This window comes from Nocardioides sp., from assembly GCF_036274455.1.
Taxonomy (GTDB): Bacteria; Actinomycetota; Actinomycetes; order Propionibacteriales; family Nocardioidaceae; genus Nocardioides.
In genome coordinates this window covers 54,767-78,319 of sequence record NZ_DASUFR010000069.1, presented here as the reverse complement: position 1 = coordinate 78,319, position 23,553 = coordinate 54,767, and the positions used below count along the sequence as shown (strand labels likewise).

At 71.9% G+C, this 23,553-nt stretch carries 24 protein-coding genes; 15 read left to right on the top strand and 9 right to left on the bottom strand.

Annotated elements, in window-relative coordinates; translation table 11 throughout:
* Window positions 1–100: 100 nt before the first annotated feature.
* Window positions 101–967 (top strand): helix-turn-helix transcriptional regulator, encoded by an 867-nt coding sequence (locus VFV89_RS06620; protein ID WP_329705124.1) that lies wholly within the window; start codon window positions 101–103, stop codon window positions 965–967.
* On the opposite strand, the gene VFV89_RS06615 is transcribed toward VFV89_RS06620, so the two are convergent.
* Window positions 951–1,679 (bottom strand): serine/threonine-protein kinase, encoded by a 729-nt coding sequence (locus VFV89_RS06615; RefSeq protein WP_329705123.1) that lies wholly within the window; start codon window positions 1,677–1,679, stop codon window positions 951–953. The two genes, VFV89_RS06620 and VFV89_RS06615, sit on opposite strands and share 17 nt — an antisense overlap.
* Before the next feature lie 194 nt (window positions 1,680–1,873).
* On the opposite strand from VFV89_RS06615, the gene rpsF reads away from it, so the two are divergent.
* The 5 genes from rpsF (at window position 1,874) to dnaB (ending at window position 5,681) form a co-directional block, all read left to right on the top strand.
* On the top strand, window positions 1,874–2,164 hold the full coding sequence (rpsF, locus tag VFV89_RS06610; protein WP_329705122.1) for a 30S ribosomal protein S6: 291 nt from the start codon (window positions 1,874–1,876) through the stop codon (window positions 2,162–2,164).
* 126 nt (window positions 2,165–2,290) lie between these two features.
* Window positions 2,291–2,842, top strand: a complete 552-nt coding sequence (locus tag VFV89_RS06605; protein WP_329705121.1) for a single-stranded DNA-binding protein — start codon at window positions 2,291–2,293, stop codon at window positions 2,840–2,842.
* Between the two features lie 113 nt (window positions 2,843–2,955).
* The gene (gene rpsR, locus VFV89_RS06600; protein ID WP_329705120.1) at window positions 2,956–3,192 is read left to right on the top strand and encodes a 30S ribosomal protein S18; all 237 of its coding nucleotides are present in this window, start codon (window positions 2,956–2,958) and stop codon (window positions 3,190–3,192) included.
* 16 nt (window positions 3,193–3,208) lie between these two features.
* The gene (gene rplI / locus VFV89_RS06595) at window positions 3,209–3,661 is read left to right on the top strand and encodes a 50S ribosomal protein L9 (protein WP_329705119.1); all 453 of its coding nucleotides are present in this window, start codon (window positions 3,209–3,211) and stop codon (window positions 3,659–3,661) included.
* A 730-nt stretch (window positions 3,662–4,391) separates the two neighbouring features.
* Complete coding sequence (gene dnaB, locus VFV89_RS06590; RefSeq protein ID WP_329705140.1) at window positions 4,392–5,681, top strand: replicative DNA helicase; 1,290 nt, start codon at window positions 4,392–4,394, stop codon at window positions 5,679–5,681.
* A gap of 58 nt (window positions 5,682–5,739) precedes the next feature.
* Here dnaB and VFV89_RS06585 read toward each other — a convergent pair whose 3' ends face one another.
* A complete protein-coding gene (locus VFV89_RS06585) occupies window positions 5,740–7,023 on the bottom strand; it encodes an ATP-binding protein (protein WP_329705118.1) in 1,284 nt (427 codons plus the stop codon).
* Between the two features lie 269 nt (window positions 7,024–7,292).
* Window positions 7,293–7,823: a pyridoxamine 5'-phosphate oxidase family protein gene (locus VFV89_RS06580; protein ID WP_329705117.1), complete on the bottom strand. Its 531-nt coding sequence runs from the start codon at window positions 7,821–7,823 to the stop codon at window positions 7,293–7,295.
* Window positions 7,824–7,961: 138 nt separating this feature from the next.
* Here VFV89_RS06580 and VFV89_RS06575 point away from each other — a divergent pair, with 138 nt between their 5' ends.
* Entirely contained in the window at window positions 7,962–10,124 is a 2,163-nt protein-coding gene (locus VFV89_RS06575) for a SpoIIE family protein phosphatase (protein WP_329705116.1), read from the top strand.
* Between the two features lie 87 nt (window positions 10,125–10,211).
* Here VFV89_RS06575 and VFV89_RS06570 read toward each other — a convergent pair whose 3' ends face one another.
* From VFV89_RS06570 to VFV89_RS06560, 3 genes are read right to left on the bottom strand one after another with little or no spacing between them, the layout of a single operon-like run.
* Window positions 10,212–10,709 (bottom strand): cupin domain-containing protein, encoded by a 498-nt coding sequence (locus VFV89_RS06570; RefSeq protein ID WP_329705115.1) that lies wholly within the window; start codon window positions 10,707–10,709, stop codon window positions 10,212–10,214.
* Window positions 10,706–11,098 carry a VOC family protein gene (locus tag VFV89_RS06565; protein ID WP_329705114.1) on the bottom strand — a complete coding sequence of 131 codons (393 nt, stop codon included), beginning with the start codon at window positions 11,096–11,098 and terminating at the stop codon, window positions 10,706–10,708. The genes VFV89_RS06570 and VFV89_RS06565 overlap by 4 nt, the downstream gene beginning before the upstream one ends.
* Entirely contained in the window at window positions 11,095–12,549 is a 1,455-nt protein-coding gene (locus tag VFV89_RS06560) for an MFS transporter (RefSeq protein ID WP_329705113.1), read from the bottom strand. The genes VFV89_RS06565 and VFV89_RS06560 overlap by 4 nt, the downstream gene beginning before the upstream one ends.
* A gap of 113 nt (window positions 12,550–12,662) precedes the next feature.
* Between VFV89_RS06560 and VFV89_RS06555 the strand changes: the two genes are divergently transcribed.
* The 3 genes from VFV89_RS06555 to VFV89_RS06545 all read left to right on the top strand — a co-directional run bounded on the left by VFV89_RS06555 (window position 12,663) and on the right by VFV89_RS06545 (window position 15,570).
* Window positions 12,663–13,301 (top strand): helix-turn-helix domain-containing protein, encoded by a 639-nt coding sequence (locus tag VFV89_RS06555; RefSeq protein WP_329705112.1) that lies wholly within the window; start codon window positions 12,663–12,665, stop codon window positions 13,299–13,301.
* 7 nt (window positions 13,302–13,308) lie between these two features.
* Window positions 13,309–14,973 carry a DUF429 domain-containing protein gene (locus VFV89_RS06550; RefSeq protein ID WP_329705111.1) on the top strand — a complete coding sequence of 555 codons (1,665 nt, stop codon included), beginning with the start codon at window positions 13,309–13,311 and terminating at the stop codon, window positions 14,971–14,973.
* 90 nt (window positions 14,974–15,063) lie between these two features.
* Window positions 15,064–15,570: a mycothiol transferase gene (locus tag VFV89_RS06545; protein ID WP_329705110.1), complete on the top strand. Its 507-nt coding sequence runs from the start codon at window positions 15,064–15,066 to the stop codon at window positions 15,568–15,570.
* Here VFV89_RS06545 and VFV89_RS06540 read toward each other — a convergent pair.
* Window positions 15,557–16,828 (bottom strand): MFS transporter, encoded by a 1,272-nt coding sequence (locus VFV89_RS06540; RefSeq protein WP_329705109.1) that lies wholly within the window; start codon window positions 16,826–16,828, stop codon window positions 15,557–15,559. The two genes, VFV89_RS06545 and VFV89_RS06540, sit on opposite strands and share 14 nt — an antisense overlap.
* A 42-nt stretch (window positions 16,829–16,870) precedes the next feature.
* Between VFV89_RS06540 and VFV89_RS06535 the strand changes: the two genes are divergently transcribed.
* Complete coding sequence (locus VFV89_RS06535) at window positions 16,871–17,068, top strand: YdeI/OmpD-associated family protein (protein ID WP_329705108.1); 198 nt, start codon at window positions 16,871–16,873, stop codon at window positions 17,066–17,068.
* A gap of 37 nt (window positions 17,069–17,105) precedes the next feature.
* Window positions 17,106–19,424, top strand: a complete 2,319-nt coding sequence (locus tag VFV89_RS06530; protein WP_329705107.1) for a RyR domain-containing protein — start codon at window positions 17,106–17,108, stop codon at window positions 19,422–19,424.
* 37 nt (window positions 19,425–19,461) lie between these two features.
* Here the strand turns inward: VFV89_RS06530 and VFV89_RS06525 are convergent, their stop codons facing one another.
* Together VFV89_RS06525 and VFV89_RS06520 are read right to left on the bottom strand one after the other, a co-directional pair.
* Window positions 19,462–20,052: a DinB family protein gene (locus VFV89_RS06525; protein ID WP_329705106.1), complete on the bottom strand. Its 591-nt coding sequence runs from the start codon at window positions 20,050–20,052 to the stop codon at window positions 19,462–19,464.
* Window positions 20,053–20,119: 67 nt separating this feature from the next.
* Complete coding sequence (locus VFV89_RS06520) at window positions 20,120–20,512, bottom strand: VOC family protein (RefSeq protein WP_329705105.1); 393 nt, start codon at window positions 20,510–20,512, stop codon at window positions 20,120–20,122.
* 152 nt (window positions 20,513–20,664) lie between these two features.
* On the opposite strand from VFV89_RS06520, the gene VFV89_RS06515 reads away from it, so the two are divergent.
* From VFV89_RS06515 to VFV89_RS06505, 3 genes are all read left to right on the top strand, one after another.
* Window positions 20,665–21,018, top strand: a complete 354-nt coding sequence (locus tag VFV89_RS06515) for a YciI family protein (RefSeq protein ID WP_329705104.1) — start codon at window positions 20,665–20,667, stop codon at window positions 21,016–21,018.
* Window positions 21,018–22,256 (top strand): RNA polymerase sigma factor, encoded by a 1,239-nt coding sequence (locus VFV89_RS06510; protein ID WP_414690353.1) that lies wholly within the window; start codon window positions 21,018–21,020, stop codon window positions 22,254–22,256. Before VFV89_RS06515 ends, VFV89_RS06510 begins: the two co-directional genes overlap by 1 nt.
* A gap of 108 nt (window positions 22,257–22,364) precedes the next feature.
* Complete coding sequence (locus VFV89_RS06505) at window positions 22,365–23,369, top strand: vWA domain-containing protein (RefSeq protein ID WP_329705102.1); 1,005 nt, start codon at window positions 22,365–22,367, stop codon at window positions 23,367–23,369.
* Window positions 23,370–23,553: the final 184 nt, after the last annotated feature.

Here is a 23,553-nt window from a genome sequence, read left to right as displayed (position 1 = left end):
GCGCGCCGCGGACGCGTTGCAACAGGACCGGCGGATCGTGGGACCGGCAGTCCTACCCGCTCCGGGCCAGTGCGGGACACTGGCGAGCAATGCTGGAGGCATGAGGGCGAACCGCGCCGAGCTGGCCCGCGCGATCAAGCGCGCCCGCGACCGGGTGCGGCCCGAGGATGCCGGGCTCCCTGCGGGACAGCACCGGAGGGTGCCGGGGCTGCGCCGCGAGGAGCTGGCCCTGCTTGCCGGGATCAGCGTCGACTACGTGGTCCGGCTCGAGCAGGCCCGCGGTCCGCACCCGTCGGAGCAGGTGCTCACCGCGCTGTGCCGGGCGCTCCGGCTCGATGCCGACGAGCGCGACCACGTCTTCCATCTCGCGGGCGTCGCCGCCCCGCGCTCGGGGCTGATCGACCTGCACGTGCGCCCGAGCGTGCTGCGGCTCATCGACCGGTTCCAGGACCTGCCGACCGTCGTGATGAGCGCCAAGGGCGACGTGCTGGCCTGGAACGCGATGTCCTCGGCCCTGCACGGCGACTGGTCCGCGCTGCGGCCCGAGCGGCGCAACCAGCCGCGGCTGCGCTTCCTGCCGGACCCGACGGACCCGCCCAGGAGCAAGGTCGGTGGCACGCCCGATGAGCGGGCCGCGACGGCCGTGCAGAGCGTGGCCAACCTGCGCTCGGTCGCGGGCCGCTACCCCGACGACCCCGGGCTCGCACAGCTGCTCGAGGACCTGCACCGCGGCTCGGCGGAGTTTCGCGAGCTGTGGGCCGGCACCGACGCGAGCAGCTGGCGCAGCCACACCAAGACCGTGGAGCACCCCACGCTGGGCGTGCTCAGGCTGGAGTGCGACACCCTGCACGTGCCTGACGCCGACCAGAGCCTCATCGTCTATTCGGCTGCGCCGGGCTCGTCCGAGGCCGACGCGCTGGAGCTGCTCCGGGTGGTCGGCACCCAGGACCTCACGTCGATCCGGTGAGCTCGAGGAGCCGCCGGAGGGCAGCCGCCGCGGTCGGCCGGCGCTCGGGCTCGCTGCGGGTCATCGAGTCGCACAGCGTCAGCAGCGGCGAGGACCCCGTGATCGCCCGGCGAGCGACCAGGCCGGCGGCGTAGACGTCCTGGCTCGGGTGGGCCGGCGCCCCGGCGAGCCGCTCCGGTGCCAGGAAGGCGGGCGTGCCGGAGACACCCGGGCACGGGTGGTGGGAGCTGGTCGCGACCCCGAAGTCGCCCAGCAGCAGGTGCAGCGGCTCTGGAGGTGCGCGCTCGAGCAGCAGGTTGGCCGGCTTGACGTCCCCGTGCACCAGGTCGTGCCCGTGCACGGCCACGAGCGCGTCGAGCAGCTGCCTCAGGAGCCGGCCGACGACCGGTGGCGGGAGCGAGCCACGGGTGGCGAGCAGGTCGCGGACGGAGCCGCCCCGCGCCAGCGGCATCACGATCAGCACGACGTCGTCCTCGGCCGCCCAGCCCAGCGGGGTGGCGACATGCGGGTGCGAGATCCGGTGCGCGGACTCGTGCACGAAGCGCACCACGGCATCGACATCGCCGCCCCGCAGCACCTTCGCGGCGACCTCGGTGCCGTCGCGCAGGTCGCGCGCCCGGTGCACGACCCCGGAGGCGCCCCGGCCGAGCTCCTCGAGCAGGAGGTAGCGCCCGGCCACCGGCCGGGGACGCGAGCGGGTGCGGAGCAACACGGCGAGCAGCGACGCTAGGACCGAGGACGGACAGCTCACGGACGCCCGTCCACAGCCGCACCGATTTAGGGCTCGACCCGCCCGCTGTTAGCCTTTGCTGTCCGTCTCGACCAGACGTCGAGAGAGGACAGACGCACAAGCCCTCCTGCCACGGAGAGACCGTGGCCGCCGAGTCCACAGGAGGTGGAACTGCTTTGCGTGCCTATGAACTGATGGTGATCCTCGACCCGAGCCTCGAGGAGCGCACCGTCGGCCCGTCGCTCGACAAGTACCTCAACGTCATCCGCAAGGACGGCGGGACGGTCGAGTCCGTCGACATCTGGGGCCGACGTCGCATGGCCTACGAGATCAAGAAGAACCAAGAGGGCATCTACGCCGTCGTGACCCTCAACGCCGAGCCCGCCACGGTCAAGGAGCTCGACCGTCAGCTCACGCTGAACGAGTCGATCCTCCGGACCAAGGTCATCCGCCCCGACAGCAAGTAGCCCGGCTGCAGGGCCGCTGCACCGGCAACCGGCCCCTGTGGAGGGAGACTTCCCACCGTCGGTGCCGACGGCAACGATGGGCGGGACACCCAAGGGAACATCCAGCGGGACCGACAAGGAGACCTCATGGCAGGCGAGACCATCATCACCGTGGTCGGCAACCTCACCGACGACCCCGAGCTGCGCTTCACCCCCTCGGGCGCCGCGGTCGCCAACTTCACGGTGGCCTCGACCCCACGCAACTTCGACAAGAACGCCAACGAGTGGGTCGACGGCGAGGCGATGTTCCTCCGCTGCTCCATCTGGCGCCAGGCGGCCGAGAACGTCGCCGAGTCGCTGCAGCGCGGCATGCGCGTCGTCGTCCAGGGCCGGCTGAAGGCCCGGTCCTACGAGACCCGCGAGGGCGAGAAGCGCACTGTCTTCGAGATCGAGGTCGACGAGATCGGCCCCTCGCTGAAGTTCGCCACCGCCAAGGTCAACCGCACCAGCCGCCAGGGCGGCGGTGGCGGCTACTCCGGCGGTGGCGGCCAGGCGAGCCAGGGCGGCCAGTCGGCGCCCGCCGACGACCCGTGGGCCACTCCGGCTCCCGCGGCCGGTGGCCAGGGCGCACCGGCCGGCGGCGCCGCCGGTGACCCGTGGGGCGCCCCCGGCGTCGGCAACGACGAACCGCCCTTCTGACCGACCGCCGGAGGCCGTCGGGGGCGATCTGCGCCCGCACGGCACCCGGCACCTTCCACCAACCAACCCGACCATTCCGGCGTTCGCCGGGCTTCTGAGGAGGAAGCACCACAATGGCCAAGCCCGTACTCCGCAAGCCCAAGAAGAAGGTATGCCAGTTCTGCAAGGAGAAGGCGACCGGTGTCGACTATAAGGACACCGCCCTGCTCCGCAAGTTCATCTCCGACCGCGGCAAGATCCGCGCGCGCCGGGTGACCGGCAACTGCGTCCAGCACCAGCGCGACGTGGCCACAGCGGTCAAGAACGCCCGTGAGGTGGCGCTGCTGCCCTACACCTCCACCGGTCGCTGAGAGAGGAGACCCTGCGATGAAGCTCATCCTCACCCAGGAGGTCACCGGTCTCGGTGCGCCCGGTGACGTGGTCGAGGTCAAGGACGGCTACGGCCGCAACTACCTCGTCCCGCGCGGCGCGGCGATCCGCTGGACCCGAGGCGCGGAGAAGACCATCGAGTCGATCAAGAAGGCCCGGACCTCCCGCGCCGTCCGCGACCACGACTCCGCCGAGGCGCTCAAGACCCGGCTCGAGGAGTCCCCGGTCCAGGTCAAGGTCCGGGCCGGCGAGACCGGCCGGCTCTTCGGTGCCGTCACGGTCACCGACATCGCCGCGGCGCTCAGCGCCGCGTCGGGCCAGGAGGTCGACAAGCGGACGATCGCGGTCGGCAACCCGATCAAGTCACTCGGCTCCCACGAGGTGACCGTGCGGCTGCACGACGACGTGAGCGCCACGGTGGCCCTCAACGTCATCCCGGCCTCGGACTGACCCACACGCACGCGACTCGGCCCCGTCGGCTCCCAGAGCCGGCGGGGCCGTCGGCGTCCTCTCCGGCGGGGCGCGGTGCGCGACGACCCGATGGCCCACGGCTAGTCAGTGTAAGGACTTGTCCCCAGCTTTGGGCCGCACAGTACTAGCCCATCAACACCGGTGGAGAATGCTGTGGACGAGGGGTGGCGCGAAGGCCGTCCGAAGTGCCGCACGGGCTTTTGTCGACAAAGCCACCCGCCGACCTCCGGGTGACCGTCCGGTGAACGGACACCATCGGGAACTATTTTGGCTCCACATCGGTGGAGCGATGTTTCCGCAGGTCAGAGCCGACTTGACGAGCAGGACCGGCGGGGGTTCCACAGCCCTGTCCCCATCCTGTGCACAGGAGATGGGGAGTAGTCCACCTCGCCGTCCGAGTTGTCCCCATGGGCTGTGGATGGCGGCCTTTCCAGCCGCCCCGACACCCGCGTAGGTTCGTCCGAGCCGTCGTCCTGGTCCCCCACTGGTCGCGCCCCGGTCGACCCTGCCCGGGGGGCCACGGATCGGCACTGTCGGCGGTCGGCCCTACCGTCGGCGGCGTTCCCCTGCCGTCCCACCCGTCCCATCCTCACCACCGCCGGAGCCCTCCGTGAGCCTGACCGAGTCCGACGCCTGGCAGCTGCCCGGAGGCGCGTCCGAGGCCGCCGGCGGCGCGTCGTGGTCGGGTGACCGGACCCCCCCGCAGGACATGGCGGCCGAGCAGTCGGTGCTCGGCGCGATGATGATCTCCAAGGAGGCCATCGCCGACGTCTCCGAGGTGCTCCGCGGGGTCGACTTCTACCGCCCGAGCCACGAGATGATCCACGACGCGATCATCGACCTCTATGGCCGTGGGGAGCCGGCCGACATGGTTACCGTCGCCAACGAGCTGCAGCGGCGCGGCGAGCTCCAGCGGGTCGGGGGTGCCCCCTACCTGCACACGATCGCCTCCTCGGTGCCTATCGCGGCCAACGCCTCCTACTACGCCGAGATCGTCCGCGAGAAGGCGATCCTGCGGCGGCTCGTCGACGCGGGCACCCGGATCGTCCAGTTCGGCTATGCCGGCGAGGGCGACGTGGACGAGCTCGTCGACGCCGCCGAGGCCGAGGTCTACCAGGTCACCGACAAGCGCACCAGCGAGGACTACGCGCCGCTCTCGGAGATCATGGGGGGCGTCCTCGACGAGATCGAGGCGATCGGCAACCGCGACGCCGGCCTCTACGGCGTACCGACCGGCTTCGCCGACCTCGACGACCTCACCAACGGTCTGCACGCCGGACAGATGATCATCGTCGCCGCGCGTCCCGGTGCCGGGAAGTCGACGCTGGCACTGGACCTGTGCCGGGCGGCCTCGATCCACAACAACCTGACCGCGGTCTTCTTCAGCCTGGAGATGACCAAGTCCGAGATCAGCATGCGGCTGCTCTCGGCCGAGGCCAGGGTGCCGCTCAACCACCTCCGCAACGGCAACATGAGCGATGACGACTGGAACAAGGTGGCCCGCAAGATGGGCGAGGTCTCCAGCGCCCCCTTCTTCATCGACGACTCGCCGAACATGACGATGATGGAGATCCGCTCCAAGGCCCGCCGGCTCAAGCAGCGCCACGACCTGCGGCTTGTCGTCATCGACTACATCCAGCTGATGACCTCCGGCAAGAAGGTCGAGTCCCGCCAGCTCGAGGTCTCGGAGTTCTCCCGCCAGATCAAGCTGCTGGCCAAGGAGCTGGAGGTCCCCATCATCGCGCTCTCACAGCTCAACCGCGGTCCCGAGCAGCGCGCGGACAAGAAGCCGATGCTCAGCGACCTTCGTGAGAGCGGCAGTTTGGAGCAGGACAGCGACATGGTGATCCTGTTGCACCGCGAGGACATGTACGAACGCGAGTCACCGCGGGCCGGCGAGGCAGACCTCATCGTGGCCAAGCACCGCAACGGCCCGACCCGTGAGCTGACGGTCAGCTTCCAGGGTCACTACTCGCGCTTCGTCGACATGGCCCACTGACGAGATGCCGAGTGCGACGCCGCCCTGATGCCATGACGCAGGCCACGAGCCCACCCCTTCAGCTGTCGGCCGCAGCGCCGAGCTCCGGGAAGCGGGTGAGCTCGCGGAGCCGCTCCGCGCCGGGCAGGCCGGCTTCGGCGGCCACGTAGGCGGCGAAGCCGGGGATGGTGAACCGGACGCGGCCGTAGCCGGAGGGCTCGATGATGTCCTGGCCGATGAGCCGGTTGCGGGGGACGCTGATCTCGCGGGTCGTCCTGCCGAGCTTCTCGGCGATCCTGCCGCGGTCGACGTCCTCGGAGCCGGTCTCGAGCATCAGCTCGACCATGGCGACGATGAACCTCTTGTGGCCGTTGCTCGCCTTGCTCCACCGGGTCTGGAACAGGGTGAGGAGCTGGCGCAGGGCGTCGGTGTAGCCGGTGCGGACGTGGTCGAGGGTGAGGGTGCTTCCGGGTCCCGGCCCAGCTGCCTCCCAGGTCGTGGAGCCGAGGAGCTGGAGGAAGTACGGGTATCCGCCGGCGTCCCTGACGACGCGGTCACGGGCGTCCCTGTCCCAGACGACCCCGGAGTCCTGGGCGGGCTTGGCCAGCGCGACCGCACTGTCGGTGTCGTCGAGCCTGCCCAGCGGCACCCACCTGCTGCGTTCGCCGAAGGTGGCGGCGCTGGTGACGACGTCGGGGGCGTTCGGCAGGCCGGCGAACATGGCGGTGAGGGCGGCGCTGGCGCTGGACCCGTCGAGGTTCTGCAGCGCATTCAGGATGATCCCCAGCCCCAACTTGTCAGCGGCATGGACCTCGTCGATGAACAGCACGACACCGCTGCCGCCAGTGGAGCGGACCAGGGTGGAGGCATCACGCAGGAACTGCTCGAGAGCGCTGACCGGCGCGTCGGCGGCCGGGGGCGCGGCAGGCAGCTTCGACTTCGCAGCGGTCTTCGCAGCGGTCCTGGCCGTGTCGATGGTGGCCCTGACGCCGGCGCCGGCAACTCCGAGATGAAGCTCGAGCTTGCTGAGCGAGGCGTGCCAGACCTTGCGCTGCTTGTCGGTGATGGCGTCGACGGCCTCGAGGGCGGAGCGCAGTGCGTAGACGAGCTCGGCAGCGACGCTGCCACCGTTGACGGCCGAGACCCACACGGTGACGAAGCCCTTGGACCGAGCCTCTCGTTCGGCCGACCGCAGGAGGGACGTCTTGCCGATGCCACGGGGGGCGTGGACGACCTGGAGCGGGCCGCCGTAGTCCCCGAGGGCGGCGACGCGGTCGAGCTGCTGGCTCGTCCAGGCGCGTTCGCGGGCCCGGCCGGCAAGGACCTGGGCAGGCCGGCCGGGCGTGTAGGGGCTTGGAAGCATGCGGCGTCCTGTAGCTCAACGTTATACCTGAATACAGGTATAACAGATGTGTCGCGGCTGGGCGTACGCGCCACGATCGTTGCCGTTTGTTATACGTCGATCATGGTATAACACCGCGCGGCGCGACGGGGACGACAGGTCATACGCCGGGCTTCGGTTCTCCGTCAGCGTGGAGGGCGAAACCTGGGCGGACCGGAGTGCCGGCCTGACCGAGCTCGAGCTGGTCCCGCCCAGCCAGGTCGGCCGGGCCCCGCAACCGGGAGCCAGGCTCAGAAGTCGAACCTGGTCGCACCGCCCGAGCCCGTCGTGGCCAGCACCGTCGCGGAGACCGGCGTGATCCGGTAGACGTGCCACGGAGGCGGCCCCGCGGACGGAGCACTGAACTCAGCGGTCAGCGCGGTCCCGCTCTCGTCCACGCGGCACGGCCAGCCGCCGGCGGCCCAGGCGTGGGCCAGGCGGGAGACCGCGGCCGGGTCGGTGACCACCGACGCCGTCCCGGAGACGACCAGGTCGAACTCCTGCAGCGCGACGGCGAGGGTGCATCTCGGGTCGCGCTCGAGGTTGCGGCCCTTGCGGGTACGCCGGCCGGTCTCGAACCACCACTCCCCGTCGAGCCACTCGGCGCCCACGCCGGTCGTGTGCGGTGCGCCGTCGGCGTCCAGCGTGGTCAGCCAGCAGGTGTGGCGGTTGGGGCCGCCGGTGTCGGGAGCCTGGGTGAAGCCCTGGTCGAGCCGCGAGGTGACGGCGGACCAGTCGACCGGCGGGAGGTCGTAGAGGTCGGCGAGGTTCTTGGTCTCCATGGCTCAAGGAGACCACCGGCGCGGGCGGAACTCACCGGACCGGGCCGCGAGCCGTGACTCCCTGCGCACTCCACGAAATCGCCCGCATGGGTGGGTCTACGGCTGTCGGGCCCGGTGCCCTCGTGACAGGATCCCGCTGTGGCCAGGACCTCTCGTCCGGTCGCGCGGTCGTGGCAGCCCGACAGCGCGTTCCTGGACGGCCTCACCATCGCCGCGCTGGCGCTCGACGCGCACGGCACCGTGGTCCACGCCAACCCGACCGCGCTCGACCTGTTCGGGTCGCCGTTCGACCAGCTCGTCGGCGCGGATGCGCGGGTCCGGCTCCTCGACGAGCCCGAGCGGGGCGCCATCGACCAGGTGCTCAAGCTCGTCGGGCGGACCGGGTCGTGGACCGGTGAGCTGACCATGCTCGCGGGCGGAACCACCCCGGTCGCGATGCGGACGTCGTGGACGCCGTTCGGCGAGGAGGCCGACGCCGGAGCGCTCGTGCTGGTCGAGCCGACCGACGAGACCGCGGATCCCTACGCGCCGGGGCAGCCGCTCGGGAGCCGGCTGCGACGGCTGGCCGAGGTCACCAGCGAGCTGCTCGCCGCCGAGGACGTCGAGGCCGTCTCCGCGATCGTCACCGACCACATGATGAAGGCGGCCGGGGCGACGTCCGCCTCGCTGTCGCTGCTCGTGGACGACGACACCCTCGCCCTGCTGGCCCTGCGCGGTGGGCTCGAGGAGGCGGCCAGCCGCTGGGCGACGTACCCCCTGGCGAGCAACGTGCCGAGCGCCGAGTCCGCACGGACCCGGAAGCCGGTGCTCGTCCGCAGCGACGAGGTCGACCAGCGCTACCCGGAGCTCGGCGGCCTGGCCCAGGGCACCGGCTCGGTGCTCTGCCTGCCGCTGGTGCCCGGCGACGGGAGGGTGCTGGGCGCGGTATCGCTGTCGTTCCCCGGACGCCGGCAGCTGAGCGAGGCCGAGAACCTCTTCCTGCGGGTGCTGGCCGACACCTGCGCGATGACCCTCGGGCGCATCGAGGCGCAACGCGCCGCGCGCGACCGCGAGGCCAAGCTCGCCTTCCTCGCCGACGCCAGCGCCAAGCTGTCGAGCGACCTGGACTACGAGGCCACGCTCACCGCGGTCGCCGAGGCGGCGGTGCCGTGGTTCGCGGACTGGTGCGCGATCTCGCTGGCGGAGGACGCCGTCCTGCGCACCATCGCGGTCGCGCACACCCATCCCGAGCGGATCGAGCTCGTCCGCGAGCTCCAGGAGCGCTACCCCAGTGACCCGGCCAGCGACCAGGGCGGCTACCGCGTCCTGCGCACGGGCCGCAGCCAGCTCGTGCCGGAGGTCACCGACGACCTGCTCGCGGCCGTGGCGGTCGACGACGAGCACCTCGAGCTGATGCGGGCGCTCAACCTGCGCAGCGGGATGTCGTGCCCGCTGCAGGTGGGGGAGCGGACTCTCGGCGTGATCAGCTGGGTGGCCGGCGAGGCCGGCCGCAGGTTCACCGAGGGCGACCTCGCCTTCGGGGAGGACCTCGCCCGGCGCGCGGCGGTCGCGATCGACAACGCGCAGCTGCACAGCCAGATCCGAACCGCCGCCCTCGAGCTGCAGCGCGCGGTGCTCCCGGACAGGCTGCCCGACATCGACGGCTGGTCGTGCACCGTCCAGTACCTGCCGGCGGGCCGCACCGACGCGGGCGGTGACTTCTACGACGTACTCGAGCTGGACGACGGCCGGCTGGCGATGTTCGTCGGAGACGTCATGGGTCGCGGCGTCGCAGCGGCCTCGGTGATGGCGCAGATGCGCTCGGCCATCCGGACCCTGATCGCGGTGGACCCCGACCCGGATGTCGTCATGGCCGGGATGGACCGGGTCTTCGCCGCGCTCCACGTCGAGCAGCTCGTCACCATGGTGTACGCCGTCGCCGACCCGGCCATCGACCGGCTGGGGGTGATCAACGCCGGCCACCCGCCGCCGGTGCTGCTGGCCGCAGACGGCCGGATCGAGGTGCTCGAGCACCCGAGCACGCTGATCCTCGGGGTGGGCGGTGGCCGGCGGGAGGTGCGCCCCGCCGAGCTCCGGCCCGGCGACCGGCTGCTCCTCTACACCGACGGGCTGGTCGAGCGGCGCGGCGAGGACGCCGACAGCGCCCTGGCCCGGATGATCACGGCGCTGCGGACGGCGCGGCCCGCAAGGCCCGACGAGTGGCTCTCCGCCGTGGTCGAGGAGCTGCGCGACCCGACGCGAGACGACGACGTGGCTGCGCTGCTGGTGGCTCGCGACCCGGTGGCCGCGTCGCGCTTGTGACTGACCGTCACTACATCTGGCCTGCGGTCACAACCGCAACGGAAGATGCAGCAACGGTTGCTTCCGAGCCCGAGCCGAGCCCGAACCTCACACCCAGTACGTGTCGTGGCGGAGCATGAACTCGACGCGTTCCTCCTCCGACATCGGGTTCTCGGCCAGCCCGGCCAGGGTCTCGAAGTAGTCCTCGCGCGGCGCACCGGGGGAGAACATCAGCAGCATGGAGGCGCGGTCGGCGCCCCGGAAACCGTGCAGCCCGCCCTCGGGGACGTGGAAGAAGTCCCCGGGGCGCCCGGTCTTCCAGCCGGTGCCGTCGTAGAGGCTCACCTCGCCGCTCAGCACGTAGAACGACTCGGTGATCGCCCGGTGGAAGTGCGGGTCCGGGCCGGACTCGTCGGGTCCGAAGGTCCAGCGGTAGAGCCCGAAGGTCCCGTGGGTCCGGTCACCGGTGGCGAGGTACTCACAGGTCCCGCCCGAGCGGTAGCGGATCTCCGGCTCGGTGTCGTCCGGCCGGATCCAGCCGGACGCCTCGCCGGTGGTCCCGCGGTAGGCGTCGGGCGGGTAGGGACGGTGAAGCGGACCGGTCATGACTCCTCAGCTCCACTTCCGTAGGGGCGGGTGATGATCTCGAGCCAGTGGCCGTGCGGACCCTCCCAGTAGAGGCCGCGACCACCGTCGTTGTGGTTGATCTGGCCGGGGCGGTGCTTGTGCGGATCGGCCCAGAACTGCCGGCCCTGGTCGCGGATCCGGCCCCAGATCTCGTCGAACTCCTCCTCTCCGACGAGGAAGGCGTAGTGCTGTGCCTGGATCTCGCCGGCGTCCTGGAGGAAGTCGAGCGAGGCGCCGTTGTCGAGCTGGACCACCGCGAACGGGCCGTACGAGGTGGGCTCGGCCAGTCCGAGCACGTCGGCGACCTCCCGGGCGGCCGACCAGATGTCACGGCAGTGGACCAGGGTGTGGTTGAGCTCGACGGTCATTTCGCACCTCCCGAGGTGTGTGGCGCAGCGGCGTGAGCAGGAGCGGCGGGCCGGAGGAACGCGACGACGAGTCCCGCCCCGACGACCAGGGCCACGGCCGCGGCGCCGGTCGCCGTCGCGAAGCCATGCACCAGGGCCGCGCTCGGCGGGCCCACGAAGTCGCGGGTCGCGCTGACGGCCACGGTGTTGAGCACCGCGGTGCCCACGCTACTGCCGACCTGCATCGCGGTGTTCGCGACCGCGGCGGCGACGCCGATCTGTCGCGGGTCGACGCCGCTTGTGGCCACGCCGATCGACGGCGTGAAGACGCAGCCGATCCCGAGCCCGACGAGCACCTCGGCCGGCAGGATGAGCGTGGCGTAGCCGCTGGACGGCGTGAGCTGGGTGAGCAGTGCGAGCCCGGTGGCGGCAACGAGCAGGCCGGGTCCGACCAGCGCGCGAGGGGCGACCCGGTGCATCAGCCGGCTGGCCAGGCCGTAGGAGCTGCCGGCCACCGCCAGCGTCATCGGCAGGAACGCGAGGCCGGTGCGAACCGGGCTCCAGCCGAGCACGACCTGGAAGTGGTAGGTCAGCATCAGGAACATCCCGAAGGTCCCGACCACGCTGATCGCGGTGGCGGCGTACGCCGTCGCGCGGCCGCGGTCCGCGAGCACGCTGAGCGGCAGCAGCGGGGCGGTCAGCCCTCGCTGGCGGACCAGGAAGGCGGCCAGCAGGCAGAGACCGGCCAGCCCCGGCACCAGCACGCGCGTCGAGGTCCAGCCGTGGGCGGCCGCCTCACCGGCACCGAGGACCAGGCCGGCCAGCCCGGCGGTGGCGAGGATGCCCGAGACGACGTCCACCGGGACCGGGTAGCCGTCGTCGGCGGGCAGCACCCGGCGCCCGGCCACGATCATGACCGCGGCGACGACCACGTTGACGTAGAGGCACCAGCGCCATCCGGCGTACTCCGTCAGGATCCCGCCGAGCAGCAGCCCGACGACCGCGCCGCTGCTCGCGACGGCCCCGAAGACGCCGAACGCCTTGCCGCGCTCGCGCGGTTCGGTGAACGTGGACGCGATCAGCGCCAGTGCGGCGGGTGCCATGAACGCCGCACTCGCGCCCTGGAGCGCGCGGCCGGCGACGAGGACCTCGAAGGTCGGCGCCGCGCCGGCCAGCGCCGAGGCCAGGCCGAAGCCGGTCAGCCCGATGGTCAGGGCGCGGCGGCGGCCGAGCCGGTCCGAGGTCTTGCCGCCGAGCAGCAGCAGTCCGGCGAAGGAGAGCGTGTACGCCGTCACGACGTAGGCGCGGTGGGCGTCGTCGAAGCCGAGGGCCCGCTGCGCGGTCGGCAGGGCGACGTTCACGATCGTCGCGTCGAGCGCGACCATCAGCTGCGCGACCGCGATCACGCCGAGCGCGGCCCAGCGGTGGTCGGCGCGTGGTGCGGCTGTGGCTGCCGCGGTGGTGGTGGCCATGGTGGGTCCTCTCGGTCCAAGTGGAGGTTCTTTCTCCGTTTCACACTGCGCCGACCCGCGACTGAAGTCAAGAGAAATGGAGAAAAAGACTCCGTTTTGCTAGTCTGGGGCGCATGTCCATGCGTGCCGACGCCCGCCGCAACCTCGAGCAGCTGCTGGGCGCGGCCCGCGACCTGGTCGCCGACAAGGGCCCTGGAGTCGCCCTCGACGAGGTCGCCCAGCGGGCCGGCGTCGGGATCGCGACGCTCTACCGGCGGTTCCCGGACCGCACCGCGCTGCTGCGCGGAGTGGTGATCGACGCGCTCGAGCAGACTCGAGCGGTCGCCGAGCGGGCCGCCGCGGAGCACGGCGACGCGTTCGAGGCGCTCGCTGCCTACCTGCGCGCGGCCCTGGAGCTGCGGGTCTCCGCGGTCATCCCCCAGGTGCTCGACGTGCTCGACCTCGAGGAGCCGGAGCTCGCCGCGGCTCGCGAGGCTGCGGCCCGGGCGACCGAGGCGCTCGTGGACGCGGCGCACGTCAGCGGCGACCTGCCCAAGGACGTCACCTTTGCCGACGTCGGGATGATGCTGGTGCGGATCGCCCGGCCGCTGCCCGGTCCGATGGACGACGAGCTCAAGCACGAGCTCGCCCGGCGCCACCTCGAGCTGTTCATCCGCGGTCTCCGAAGGGCCGATGGCGAGCTCGAGGGCCCCGAGCTCTCCCGCAGCGACCTGGCCGAGATGGCACACGGGGGCTCTACCGTGTCGTCGTGAGGTCCCATTGACGACGTACCTCGGCATCGACCTGGCCTGGGCGGAGAAGAACCCGACAGGCGTCGCCGTCCTCGACGACGGCTGCGTGCTGCGCCACGTCTCGGCGGTCCGCACCGACGACGAGATCGCTGCCGCGCTCGCGCCGTACGCCGAGGGGCGGGTGCTCGCGGGCATCGACGCACCGCTGGTGGTCGTCAACGGGTCCGGGTCCCGCCCGGCCGAGCAGCAGCTGAGCGCCGACTTCCGGAGGTTCGACGCCGGGACGCACCCGTCGAACACCGGGAAGCCGGAGTTCGCCGACGGCACCCGGGGTGCCCGGGTCGCGGAGCGGCTGGGCCTGACCATCCACGAGACCGCGCTCGAGGTCTATCCGCATGCCGCGCTCGTCGCCCTGTTCGGCCTGGACAAGATCCTCACCTACAAGCAGAAGGTCGGGCGCGACCTGGCGCACCTGCGCTCCCAGCTCGTCCAGCTGATGCGGTACGTCGAGAGCGTCGTCACGACCGGCGACGAGTGGTCGCTGCTGCGCGCCGCCGTCGACGGCGCCACCCGCAAGAGCCAGCTCCGGGTGGTCGAGGACCAGGTCGACGCGGTGGTCTGCGCCTACGTCGCGTGGTATGCCGACCGGCACCCCGACCGGATGACGTCCTACGGCGACGCCGAGACCGGGATCATCGTCACGCCGTCGCTCGGCCATCCGGTCGCCGTGGGAGAGGACCCGGTGCAGCGGGCCATCCAGGAGTACGCCGACCGGCACCCCGAGCTGGTCGAGGCCGCGGCCAGGGCGGCGTCGCTCGTCCGGAAGATCCTCGACGAGGCGGGCATCAACTACCTGACGATCGACGGCCGGGCCAAGGGCGTGGCGTCGTTCGCGGAGAAGGCGTCGCGCACCGAGGACGGCCGGCTGCTCTATCCCGACCCGCTCGCCGACATCGGCGACCAGCTCGGCCTGCGCGTGATCACCTACGTGCGCGACGACGTCGAGGCGGTGGCGGGGCTGCTCGGCGCCCAGCTGCGGGTGCTCGACGACCGCGACCTCGGCGAGCTCACCGCGAGCCAGGGCCGGTTCGGCTACGCCAGCCGGCACCTCCAGGTCGAGATCGAGGGCCGGGTGGTCCAGGTGCAGGTGCGCACTGTGCTGCAGCACGCCTGGGCCGAGTTCGAGCACGACATCCGCTACAAGGGCACCGTGCCGGCCGAGCACGCCAGTGAGTTCGACCGTCGCTTCACCCTGGCCGCCGGGCTGCTCGAGCTCGCCGACCAGGAGTTCTCCGCGATCCGCGACCGGCTGCGGGCCGCGGCTCCGGCCGGGGCCGGCGACGAGGGTCCGCGGATCACCCCCAGCGAGCTGGCGGCGTTCCTCGCCGGCCAGTACGCCGACGCCGGCTGGTCACGCACCGACCACTACTCGTGGATCGCCGGCCTGCTCCCCGAGCTCGGCATCACCACCCTGGTGGAGCTGTCCGACGTCCTGCGCGCCACCGACGAGGACGAGATCCGGACCAGGATGGCCTACCGCTACCCGCCCGGCGCCGTCCGCCGGCTCGACGACGCGCTGCTCCACCAGTACGGCGAGCGATACCTGGCGCTCGCCGACAACGCGCACCGCCTCCCACTGCTGACCCAGAGGCTGGCCCGGCTGCGAGGGGAGGAGCCCTCTCCGTCGGGATAGTCCCAGACCTTTCTCACCGGCGTGGAGCGCGAGTGGTGTTGGAAAGGTCTGGGACTATCCGTCACGGACCGCGGGCTACCGTCGACTGCCATGACGCCAGCCGAGCTCCTCACCGACGCCTTCGACCGCATCCTCAAGACCGCGACGGCCGCCGTCGACGGGCTCAGCGAGGAGCAGCTCGCGGCGCGACCGGCCGCCGACGCCAACTCGGTCGCCTGGCTGGTCTGGCACCTGGCCCGCGTGCAGGACGACCACGTCGCGGACGCCGCCGGCACCGAGCAGGTGTGGACCGCGCAGGACTTCGTGTCCAGGTTGGACCTGCCCTTCGACTCCTCCGCCACCGGGTTCGGCATGAGCAGCGAGGACGTCGGCCACGTGCGCGCCTCCGCCCAGCTGCTGGCCGACTACGTGAAGGCGGTCCACGACGCGACCGTCGCCTACGTCGCGAAGCTGACGCCCGACGACCTCGACCGCATCGTCGACGAACGGTGGGACCCGCCGGTCTCGCTCGGCGTACGACTGGTCAGCGTGGTCAACGACGACATGCAGCACGCCGGCCAGGCGTCCTACGTGCGCGGCCTGGTCACGAGCGGGTGACCCGGTAGCGCACGAACGACGGCACCACCAGCGCGGCGACGACGGTCCCGACCACCACGAGGACGCCACCTCCGGTCGCGGCCGCCGCCGTGCCGACCGCTGCCGCAGCGACCCCGTGCAGCACGTCGGCGATCCGCGGCCCGCCGGCGACCACGACGATGAAGACTCCCTGGAGCCGGCCGCGCATGGCGTCGTCGGCCGCGCTCTGCAGCATGCTGGTCCGGAACGCCGCGGACGCCATGTCGGCCGCCCCTCCGACGACGAGCATCAGCAGCGCCAGCACCAGGAAGGTCGTCGGGGCGCGCTCGGCCAGCCCGACGGCGAGGCCGAAGCCGACCATCGCCACGCCCCAGACCAGGATGCACACGATGACGGCCCGGCCCTGCGCCTCCACCCGGGACACCCACCCGCTGAAGACGCCGCCGACCACCGCGCCGGCGGGGATGGCCGCGAACAGCAGCGCGAAGACCAGGCCGCCCTCGTCGGGGCCACCGAAGTCGATGTGCGCGATCTCGGGGAACAGCGCCCTCGGCATCCCGAAGATCATCGCGATCAGGTCGACGACGAAGGACATGAGCAGCACCGGCTGGTGGCGCAGGTAGGCGAACCCCTCGACCACCGCGCGGACGCCCGGCGCCTGGATCGCGGCGTCGGCGACCGCCAGCGGCGGCAGCCGCACGACGGCGAACAGCGTCGCGAACAGCGTGACCGTGTCGATCAGGTAGAGCCACGCCAGCCCGGTCACCGGGATCAGGACGCCGGCGAGCAGTGGTCCGCCGATCGCCCCGGCCTGGAAGACGGTCATGTTGAGCGAGTTCGCGGCCGGCAGCAGCGTCAGCGGCAGGATCTTCGGCAGCACCGCGCTGCGGGTGGGCTGGTTGACCGCGAAGAAGGCCTGCTGCACGGCGAACAGGCAGAGCAGCAGCCACACGTTCGCGCCGCCCAGTGCTGCCTGCAGCCAGAACAGCGCGCTGGTGCCGATGAGACCCAGCGTCGTCACCACCAGGATCGTGCGCCGGTCGAAGACGTCGGCCAGCGCTCCGCCGTACAGCCCGAACACGACCAGCGGCACCAGGCCGAACACGCCGGTGAGCCCGACGTACGCCGACGAGCCGGTCGCCGCGTAGATCTGCGCCGGCACCGCGACGATGGTCAGCTGCGCGCCGACCACGGTGATGATGTTGGCGATCCAGAGCCGCCGGAAGTGCCGCTCCTGGAGGGGCCTGGTGTCGGCCACCAGGCTCCGCAGGTCCACCACGTCACCATTCTCGGGACCGCCCGCTCCGCGACGTTCCCGGGGGTGGCCGACGTGTGCTCCAGCGAGCCCCGCGGCAGCGACCTGGCCGCTGAGCGCGACCGGGACGCCGCCGCGCGCGCGACGTGGGAGACGTGGTCGTTCACGCGTCAGAAGGAGGCCGCTCGCTCGCTCACCGAGGCGAGGAAGCCGGAGACCCGGGCCCGCCGGCTGGAGAAGGTGCTGGCCGAGCTGCGCGGCTGACCCTGGCTGAGTGGCCGGCGGCACCTACGATCCTGCCGTGAGCTCCACGTCCGCCCCGGCCGCGGCGGCCAGGCGGACCGACCTGGCGCACTGGGTGATCCGCGTCGCCGGGGCGATCTACGTCCTCGGCATCGCGCTCCTCGCGGCGGCGGTGTACGTCGAGCTGCCGGGCTTCCTCAGTGCCTACGGCGACCCCGAGGCGTGGTGGCCGATCCTGGTCCAGGTCCTCGCCGGGGGGACGGCGTTCCTCACCTGGGTGCGGGTCAACCGGCGCACCAACCGGCCGTTCGCGGTCGTGCTGCTCGGTCTCGGCATCCTCACCGTGGTGGCGCTGGCGATCCCGTCGTACTCCGCCTGTCCGGACGAGAAGCTGAGCGCGGGCTGGAGCGTCATCACCCGGGTCGTCGGGCTGATCACCAACAACTACGCGATCGACCAGTTCAACCCCGAGACGACGAGCTGCGACATCGGTGGCGTTCCGCTGGCCCTGCAGTTCGCCAGGCTCGCCCAGCTGCTCGTGCTGCTGGTCGCCTTCACCAGCGCAGTCACCGCGCTGCTGCGCACCCAGGTCGACCGGGTCCGGGTGCGGTGGTCGCCCCGGCTCTCGCTGGTGCTGGGCGCGGACACCACGTCGGCGTCGCTGCTGCCGGCCCTGGCTGCCGATGCCGGACGGCACACGCTTGCGGTGGTGACCAACGACCCGCTGGCACCCTGGGTCGGCCAGGCTCGGGCAGCGGGCTGGCGGGTGGTGGTCACCGACCCGCGACGGGTCGAGACCATGGACCGGCTCCTCGGCCGGCCCGGGCGCCGGCACGCGCTGAGCCGGCTGGCGGTGCTCGCTTCGGACAGCACCGAGTCGCAGCGGCTGATGACGGTGGTGCAGACCGCGACCGACGGCCGCCGGGCGGTCCCCGGCAACCACCCGGTGCGTGCGCTGATCCGGATGGACGAGGCGTGGCAGGCCGAGGACTGGCGGCGCCGCTACCTGGACCGGATCCCTGACTGGATCGTCGACACCATCAGCGAGAACGAGGTCACCGCGCGGCTCCTCGTCGACCACATGGTCGAGCGAGGTGTCGACCAGGTGCTGCTCGCCGGCCAGTCCGACCTGACCTTCGCCGTGGTCGCCGAGCTCGCCCAGCGCGGCCGGGAGCACGAGCTCGACCCGAGCCGGCCGGCGATGGCGGGGGTGACCATCGTCGGCGAGAGCGCCGACCAGGTCCTCGAGGAGCACGTCCTCTCCCAGCGCCGGTTCGGCAACAGCCGCCTGGACCGGGTCCGCGCCGAAACCCGCCTCGAGCTGGACGAGGTCGTCGCCTCGGCCGTCGACGAGTACGTCGCACCGGCGCTGGTCTTCAGCGGCGACGTGAGCGTCGCCGACCAGCGGCTGGCCGCCCGGCTCGGCGCGACCCACCCCGGGCTGCTCGTCTACTCCCGCCACGCCGAGGTCATCGGCCTGGGCGCGGACCCGCTCATGGCACAGGTGCGGGCGTTCGGCACGACGCTCGATGCCGGCACGGGCCGGCCCGTCGACAGCTGGGAGCGGATCGCCCGCCTGGTGCACGAGAAGTACGTGCGCGACTACCCCGACCCCGACGACCCCGCGCGGCGCCCCTGGAACGAGCTCGCGCCGTTCTACCGCGAGTCGAACGTGCGCCAGGTGCTGACCGTGCTCGGCTCCGCGGTCGCGGTCGGCCGCTCCTGGGGAGCGAGCGGCCGGACCGCGTCCCCGCCCAGCCCCGAGCAGCTCGACGAGATGGCCCGCCGCGAGCACGAGTCGTGGCTCACCCACCTCCACCGCAACGACTGGACCTGGGGCTCCACCCGCGACCGGCAGGCCCGCAAGCACCCCGACCTGCTGCCCTGGGACGCGCTCTCTGACGAGAGCCGGGACAAGACCCGCAAGGGCGTGCTCGAGACGCTGGCCCTCCTCGAGACCCTGGGCTACCGCTCGATCGACGACCCCTACTCCACGTGGGTGCGGTTCCGCCGCCGCGGCGAGGTGCGCGCCGTACGCCGCAACGAGCCGTGGACGTGGACCACGTCCGACGGCACCGTGATGCACGCCAACGCCGGCGACTGGGAGGTCATCGACGACGACGGTTCGACCCGGTCGATCTCGCCGTCGATCTTTGAGCGGACCCATGAGTCGGTCGACGGCGACCGGTGGCGCCGGACCGGCGAGATCCGGGGCCGTCGGGCTCGGCCCGGCGAGGTCGTGCACAGCCTCGAGGGCACCCAGACCGCGCGGCCCGGACAGTGGGTGCTGCGCGGCGTGGAGGGCGAGGAGTGGCTGGTGCCCGCCGAGCACCTCGAGACTGCCTACGACCGGATCGACGATCCGTCCGTGGTCTGACCTGGTCCTCCAGCGGTCACCTCGCAGACGAGTCGGCTCAGGCGGGGACGGGCTGGTCGTCCTCGCGTGGGCCGAAGATGCACATGTCGTCGAGCTCCTCGTCGGAGAGACCGGTGCCCCACGCCTGCATCTGCCGGCGCGACCGGCGGGAGAACGCGGCGCGGAAGACCTCGTACGCCGGCACCGACTCGACCACCGCGGGAGCGAGCCGGGGCGCGAGGGCGTCGACGACGGGCCGCCACAGCGGCTCGGCCAGCATCGGACGGTCCAGCGCCTCGTGCAGGTCGGCGTGGTGCACGACGATGTTCCAGACCAGGGCGGGCGCCGGGTTGCCGACGACGGACTCCGCGACCGCATCCTGGCGCGAGCGCAGCTCGTCGACGACCTCGGCGACCGGCAGCCGGGCCCGCTCGCCGACGTGCCGCGAGGTCCACTCCGGTCCGGGGGCGCCGTCCATCCGTCCGGTCACCGCGTCGCTGGCGCCGCCGGCCAGGTGCGCCAGCACCTCGCGCACGGTCCAGGCGGGCGTCGCGGGCACGACGGTCGCGAGCTCGTCGTCGGTCAGGTCCGAAGCCAGCGCGCTGACATCGACCACGTGTTCCTTGTACAACGCACCCCAGTCGGTCATGTCGGCCGACGCTAGAGGCAAGGAGCTCGCCCGGACAGCCTTTCGGCTGCCACGGAAGAGTGCGCTCTCAGCCCCCGGGCGCGAACAGGCAGAACGGATGGCCGGCCGGGTCGAGCATGACCCTGACGTCGTCCTGCGGCTGCCACTGCGCCTGCCGCGCACCGAGTCCCTCGGCCCTGGCCACCTCGGCGTCGAGGTCGGCCACGCCGATGTCGAGGTGGAGCTGCATCTGCTGCGCGCCGCGCCTGGTCGGCCACTGCGGCGGCTCGTGCTCCTCCTCGAGCTGGAAGGAAAGGCCGGTCCCGCCGCTGGTCGGCTTGATCACGACCCAGGTCGGGTCGGAGTGGTCCTCGTCGCGGTAGCGCCAGCCGAGCAGGTCGAGGTAGAACGCGGCCAGCCCCTGGGGATCGGGCGTCCCGAGCACGGTGTTGGAGAGATAGGGGTACGTCGGCTGCTCCATGCCTCAGGACCCTAGGGCCGGCCACCGTCAGGGGTCCCGGCCTCGCCGGTCGACTTTTCGGGCGGGCTGTCGTTTCGTCGTGGCGCCGTTCGTGGTGAGGTTGAGGCGGCCACCGGACCGCCCCGACCCATCAGGATGACGAGGAGACCGAGATGACCCAGTACCTGCTCAGCGTGCACAGCGGCCCCGCGGACTACGCCCGCTCCCCGGAAGAGATCCAGCCGATGTTCGACGCCGTCGACGCCTTCAACCAGAAGGCGCGCGACGCCGGCATCTGGGTGTTCGCCGGCGGGCTCCAGCCCGGTGACCTCGCCACCGTCGTCGACAACACCGGCGACGCGCCCGTCGTCACCGACGGCCCCTACCTCGAGACCAAGGAGTGGCTGGGCGGCTTCTGGGTCTTCGAGCTGCCCGACCTCGACGCCGCGCTGCAGTGGGCGACCGAGGCGTCCAAGGCGTGCGTCGGCGCGGTGGAGGTCAGGCCGTTCGAGGACATGCCTGCGTGATCGCGGAGGAGGACTCCACCCAGGCCGGCATCGAGCGGATCTACCGCGAGGAGTACGGCCGCATCGTGGCCTCGCTGACGCGGCGCTTCGGCAGCATCGACATCGCCGAGGACGCCGCGGCGGAGGCGCTGCTCGCGGCCGTCGAGCGCTGGCCCAAGGACGGCGTCCCGCCGAACCCCGGAGGCTGGCTCACCACCACGGCAGGCAACCGGGCGATCGACCGGATCCGCCGCGAGTCCCACCGCGACGCCAAGCACAAGGCGGCGTTCATGATCGCTGACGACACCCCCCACGAGCCGGTCGGAATCGTCGAGGACGACCGGCTGCGGCTGATCTTCACCTGCTGCCACCCGGCCCTCGCGCCCGAGGCCCGCGTGGCTCTGACTCTGCGGTTGCTGGGCGGTCTCACGGTCGCCGAGATCGCGCAGGCGTTCCTGGTCCCGGAGACGACGATGGCCCAACGGATCACGCGCGCGAAGAAGAAGATCGCGGTCGCGAAGATCCCCTACCGGGTGCCATCGGCGGGGGACCTCGCCGACCGGGTCAGCGGGGTGCTCGCGGTCCTCTACCTGGTCTTCAACGAGGGCTACCTGTCCACGTCGGCGGACGCGTCCCCCATCCGCGACGAGCTGACCGCCGAGGCGATCCGGCTCGGCCGGATCCTGCGCACCCTGCTCCCCGACGTCCCGGAGGTGACCGGGCTGCTGGCGCTGATGCTGCTCACCGAGGCCCGCCGCTCGGTCCGGGTGGCCGACGGCGAGCTGGTCCCCCTCCACGAGCAGGACCGCGGCGGCTGGGACCGAGCGCTCATCGCCGAGGGCCATGCCCTGGTCCGCGAGTGCCTGGCACTCCATGCATCGGGAGGGGCGAGGCCGGGCCACTACCAGCTGCTCGCGGCCATCAACGCGGTGCACACCGACGCGCCGACCGCCGCCGACACCGACTGGGCGCAGATCTCGGCGCTGTACGCGCAGCTCTACGCCCTCGCGCCGACTCCGATCGTCGCGCTCAACCGCGCGGTCGCCGTGGCCGAGCTCGACGGGCCCGAGGTCGCGCTGGCCGAGGTGGACCGGCTCCCGCTCGAGGGCTACCACGCCTGGCACGCGACCCGCGCCGACCTGCTCCGCCGGCTCGGCCGGTCGGATGAGTCGCGGGCGGCGTACGACGCAGCGCTGGCCCTCACCGAGAACGAGGCCGAGCGGGCCTACCTGACGAGGAGGAGGGGGCAGCTGGGCTGACCGCCGGCCGAACCGTTCGGGGTAGTACCGCATTCGGGCGATGAACCTGCCGAGGCCTCTCGGGACGATGCGGGAGTGGCCAGCCTTGGCCGAGTCAGGGGGACCGTCATGAGTCCAGTCGCGCGTGGCGCAGCTCTCGTCGCGGGGGGACTCGTCTCCGCCGCACTCGTCGTCCCGGCGGTGACCAGTCCGGCGGGTGCCTCGGCCGCCGCGGCGCCGTGCACCCCGGCGACCAACATCGAGGCGATCATCGACGACTCGGGATCGATGTTCTCCACCGACCCGAACCGGCTGCGCGTCCAGGCGATGGATCTGCTCATCAACGCGCTCGACGACGGGACCACCCTCGGCGCGATCGAGTTCGGCACGACGGCGGACGTCGTCTTCCCCGCCGAAGCGGTCGGCCCCAACGCCGCCGCCATGAAGACCGCTCTCGACACCCTGGTCCAGGCCGACAACGGGAGCACGGACTACAACCTCGCCTTCGGGACCGCCCGCTCGGCGAACCCGAGTGCCCAGGCACGGATCTTCCTGACCGACGGCGGCCACAACGCCGGGGCATACAACAACGCCCACCTCAACCCTGCGCCGCCGCAGACCCCGACCTACGTCATCGGGTTCAGCGCCGGGCTGACGCTCCCCGAGGACCAGGCCAGGCTTCAGCAGATCGCGTCCGACACCGGCGGAACCTACTACCCGCTCCCGGACTCCTCGGCGCTGCAGTCGGTGATGAACCAGATCGAGACCCAGCTCACCTGCCAGTCGGCACCGAAGACGTTCACCGACAACCTCAAGCAGGGCAAGTCCAAGCAGCACACGGTCCCGATCTCGAAGAGGTCGAAGACCGCTCAGCTCGCGCTCACGTGGACGAGCCCGCTGGACAAGTTCAAGATCAGCGGCCTGAAGATCACCAAGGGCGGCCACGTCGTGGCTGCCAGGGGTGTGCACCATCTCAAGGTCAAGATCACCAAGGGCTCGACGTTCATCGTGGTCAAGGTGAGCAGGCTCGTCGCGGGCCAGCTGCACTTCAAGGTCAAGGCGACCCACATCGGATCGGGCGCGCCGAAGGTCACCCTCACCACCCAGGTGAGCCAGAGCAAGCACAAGCACTAGCGAGCACCTGAACCAGCCGGTCCGGTCCGCAGCCGGCTCGGGGCTGGCGGTGATCGTTCGAAGGTGGCAGGCCGGCCCTCACGGGTCGGCCTGCCGGCGTGCACGCTGGGACGATGGTGGGCCGGCCCGATGGACCCGGACCGCCCGCAGGATCTCCGTGATCCGGCCCGCGCCGAATCGTTGT